The 571-nt window shown below is 63.9% G+C and carries 1 protein-coding gene; it reads left to right on the top strand.

Translation table 11 applies throughout. From position 1 onward, the window contains the following. Positions 1–571, top strand: a 571-nt coding sequence (locus ENZ75_RS33715; RefSeq protein WP_164888277.1) for an ABC transporter ATP-binding protein, incomplete at both ends; no start/stop codon positions are given.

The raw sequence follows: 571 nt of genomic DNA, 5'->3' as shown, positions 1-571 counted from the left end.
GAGACAGGCTCGCCGACAATGGCGAGATATTATCGGGCGACATCATCTTCGAGGGCGACAAGAACCTTGCCCGGCTCGACCCCACCGCGATGCGCGGCCTGCGCGGGCAAAGGATCGCCACCGTTTTCCAGGACCCGATGGGTGCGCTCAACCCGGTGCTGTCGGTGGGGCGGCAGATGCGCGACATCCAGTATCGCTCGGGTCTGTCGAAGCGGGACAAGGATGCGCGCTCGGTCGCCATGCTGCGCAAGGTTCGCATTCCCGATCCGGAAAGCCGGCTGACGCAGTTTCCGCACGAATTCTCCGGCGGCATGAAGCAGCGCATCGCCATCGCCATGGCGCTGATGATGGAGCCAGCGCTGCTGATCGCCGACGAGCCGACCACGGCGCTCGATGCGACGCTGGAGGTGGCCACCATCGAACTGCTCAAGGATCTGCAGCGCGACATCGGCTGCTCGGTGCTGTTCATCTCGCATCATCTGGGCGTGATCGCCGAACTCTGCGACGAGATGATCGTGATGTATGCCGGCGAGGTGGTGGAAAGCGGCACGACCCGCGAGATCTTCCACGA

It is taken from the genome of Mesorhizobium sp. M7A.F.Ca.CA.002.04.1.1, from assembly GCF_004022805.1.
GTDB lineage: Bacteria > Pseudomonadota > Alphaproteobacteria > Rhizobiales > Rhizobiaceae > Mesorhizobium > Mesorhizobium ciceri.
Note: the sequence above shows the minus strand (reverse complement) of the source record. Positions and strands in the feature narration are given on the sequence as shown.